Genomic DNA, 3535 nt, shown 5'->3' with positions numbered 1-3535 from the left:
GTACGCTCCGCTCCGGCTCCCGGAATCCACCATTTTCGACTCGGCCTGATCTGAATCTCAACACACCTTGCGTTGGTGCTAATGCGCCTCGTCCCAATTGTTGGCGGCGCGCGCGTCGACATGCAGCGGCACCGACATCGAGACCGCCGGCATCGCCGCGTTTTCCATGACATGACGCACGACCGGGATCGTCGCCTCGACTTCCGCCTCGACGGTCTCGAAGATCAGTTCGTCATGCACCTGCAGCAGCATGCGTGCCGAAAGCCCTGCTCTTTCCAGCGCCTCCTCCATGCGGATCATGGCACGGCGGATGATGTCGGCGGCGGTGCCTTGCAGGCGGGCGTTGATCGAGGCTCGCTCGTTGAAAGCGCGCAGGGACGGGTTCGAGGAGCGGATGTCGGGGTAATGGATGCGGCGGCCGAAGATCGTTTCGACAAAGCCATGCTCGCGGGCATAAGCCTTGGTCTCCTCGATGTAATCGCGGATGCCGGGGAAGCGCTCGAAATATTTCTTGATGTAGTTGCCGGCTTCCTCGCGCGGGATCGACAACTGGTTGGCGAGACCGAAGGCCGAAATGCCGTAGATGATGCCGAAATTGATCGCCTTGGCGCGGCGGCGAACCTCCGAGGGCATGCCTTCGACCGGCACGTTGAACATCTCCGACGCGGTGATGGCGTGGATGTCGGCGCCGTCGGCGAAAGCCTGCCGCAGTTGCGGGATCTCGGCGACATGGGCGAGCACCCGCAATTCGATCTGGCTGTAGTCGGCCGAGACCAGCCGATGGCTCTTGTCGGTGATGAAGGCGGTCCTGATCTTGCGGCCTTCGGCGGTGCGCACCGGAATGTTCTGCAGGTTCGGGTCGGAGGACGACAGGCGTCCCGTCGTCGTCGCGGCCAATGCGTAGGAGGTGTGGACGCGCTTGGTGTCGGGATGGATGAAGCCGGGCAGCGCATCGGTATAGGTCGATTTCAGCTTGGTCAGCTGGCGCCAGTCGACGATCTTGCGCGGCAGTTCGTGACCTTCGGCGGCGAGATCTTCGAGAAGCTGCGCCGACGTCGACCACTGGCCGGTCTTGGTCTTGGAACCGCCGGGCAGGCCCATGCGCCCGAACAGGATGTCGCCGAGCTGCTTTGGCGAACCGATGTTGATGCGTTCGCCGATGAGCTGGTAGATTTCCTCTTCGAGGCGAGCGGCGCCCTGCGCCAATTCGCCGGAGAGCCGCGATAGGATCTGCCTGTCGACCGAGATGCCGCGCTGTTCCATGCGCGCCAGCACCGGCACCAGCGGCCGCTCCAGCCGCTCATAGACAGACACCAGGCCCTTGGCGGCAAGCCGCGGTTTCAGCACCAGCCAGAGCCGCAGCGTCACATCGGCGTCTTCGGCGGCATGAGCCGTCGCCTTGTCGATGTCGACCTGATCGAAACCGACCGAGCTTTTGCCCGAGCCGGTCACGTCCTTGAGCTGAAGAGGGGTATGACCGAGCCACTTTTCGGCAAGCGCATCCATGCCGTGACCATGGGGCGTACCGGCATCGAGCACGTAGGAGATCAGCATCGTGTCGTCGAACGGTGCGACATCGACGCCGTAGCGGCTCATGATGACAAGATCGTATTTCAGGTTCTGCGCGATCTTGAGAACCGATCTGTCTTCGAGCAGCGGTTTCAGCACCGCCAGCGCCTCGCGCAGCGGAATCTGGTTTTCGAGCGCGCCACCACCGAGCAGGTCGCCATTGCCGCTCATATGGGCGAAGGGAATGTAGGCGGCGCGTCCGGGAGCCGTGGCGATGGCCATGCCGATCAGTTCCGCCTGCATCGGATCGGCGGATGTCGCCCTGACGTCGAAGGCGGCGATGCCAGCCTCCCGTGCCTCGGCGACCCAGGCTTTCAGGGTCGAGATATCGCGGATGCAGTGATAGGCCGAAATGTCGATCTTGCCGGTGGCCGCGCGCTCCAGCCTTAGTGCCGCGAGCAGGGAGGGGGTATCGCCTTGTTTTGACGTCTCCGCCGTCCCGCCGGCTTCGTCCGGTTCAGTGCCAGGCGCGTTTCGGGCAACCGGCGGCAAACCGGCGCCAACGTCTGGGCCATGGGCATGATCGGCGCGTTCGACGGTGACCGCGACGGCCTGGACGTCGCCGGCCTCGGTGCTGGTCGCTTCCGCGACACGGCGGGTCAGCGAGGTGAATTCCATGGTCTTGAGGAAACCGATCAGCTTCGGGCCGTCGGGCGCGTGCAGGACGAAATCCTCCAGACCCTCGGTCACCGGCACATCGTTCATCAGCGTCACCAGCTGACGAGAAATGCGCGCCTTGTCGGCGTTGGCGATGATCGATTCCCGGCGCTTGTCCTGTTTGATCTCGCCGGCCCGGGCCAGCAGCGTGTCTAGGTCACCGAACTGTTCGAGCAGTTGCGCCGCCGTCTTCGGCCCGATGCCGGGCACACCAGGCACATTGTCGACCGAATCGCCGGTCAGCGCCTGCAGGTCGACCATCTTCTCCGGCGGCACGCCCCATTTCTCGATGACCTCCGGAATGCCGATCTGGCGGTCCTTCATCGGGTCGTACATGGCGACCGTATCGCCAACCAGTTGCATCAAATCCTTATCGGAGGAGATGATGGTGGTATCGCCGCCGGCTTCGCAGGCGAGCCTCGCATAGGTGGCGATCAGATCGTCAGCCTCGTAGCCTTCGATCTCGACGCAGGGCAGGTTGAACGCCCTGGTCGCCTGGCGGATCAGGCCGAATTGCGGGATCAAATCTTCCGGCGGTGCCGAGCGGTTGGCCTTGTATTCGGGGTAGAGGTCGTTGCGGAAGGTTTTTGACGAATAGTCGAAAATGACGGCGAAATGCGTCGGCACGATGCCTACATCGGTATTGCGGGCGTCGAGCATCAGCTTCCACAGCATGTTGCAGAAGCCGGAAACGGCGCCGACCGGCAGGCCGTCGGATTTGCGGGTCAGCGGCGGCAGCGCGTGATAGGCACGGAAGATGTAGCCGGAGCCGTCGACAAGGAAGAGATGATCGCCTTTTTTCATGCCGGCAGGGATAGCGCGGCGCGGCGGCTTGGTCCATGCCAAAGGCAGCCTCGACTATCGGTTCCGGCAACACCCTGACAGATCGCCGTCACCCTGCTCACGGCCATGTTACAAAACTGTAATTTTCGTGCCCTTGAATCGCCACGTTCAGAGACCCAAATACACGTCATCGGCAGTTTTCGCCGAGTCCGGAGCAAGGCCCGTCCCCCGCCTATCCCGGACACCTGCGGCAGCCTATCCCCCCTCTCCGGGCTGCCGCATCGTTTCGAGTAGAAGGCCGCCGTGGTTCCCCCTCCACCACGGCGGTCTTTTTTTGCCTCGCAGAGACGTTTGCAGCCCGTGGTCCAATGATCGCGGGCTTTTCGTTTTCCCGTCATGCCTTTACGGTTCCGGTTCTGAATCGAAAGGCTTCACATATGTCCGCAGTTTCCCCCGTCCTCGACCGTCTCGACAAGAATCTCGACCAGAGCCTCGAGCGCCTGTTCGGCTTGCTCAGGATCAAGTC

Annotated in this window: 1 protein-coding gene; it reads right to left on the bottom strand. The window is 62.8% G+C overall.

The features are described from left to right. Nucleotides 1–78: 78 nt before the first annotated feature. Complete coding sequence (polA, locus tag EN991_RS28025) at nt 79–3030, bottom strand: DNA polymerase I (protein WP_164753475.1); 2952 nt, start codon at nt 3028–3030, stop codon at nt 79–81. Nucleotides 3031–3535 lie beyond the last annotated feature (505 nt).

Source organism: Mesorhizobium sp. M7A.F.Ca.US.005.03.2.1 (assembly GCF_003997795.1).
GTDB classification, from domain to species: domain Bacteria; phylum Pseudomonadota; class Alphaproteobacteria; order Rhizobiales; family Rhizobiaceae; genus Mesorhizobium; species Mesorhizobium ciceri.
Note: the sequence above shows the minus strand (reverse complement) of the source record. Positions and strands in the feature narration are given on the sequence as shown.

Excerpts from the sequence above, each read along its gene's own strand:
- polA (WP_164753475.1), bottom strand. The coding sequence starts at position 3,030 with ATGAAAAAAGGCGATCATCTCTTCCTTGTCGACGGCTCCGGCTACATC.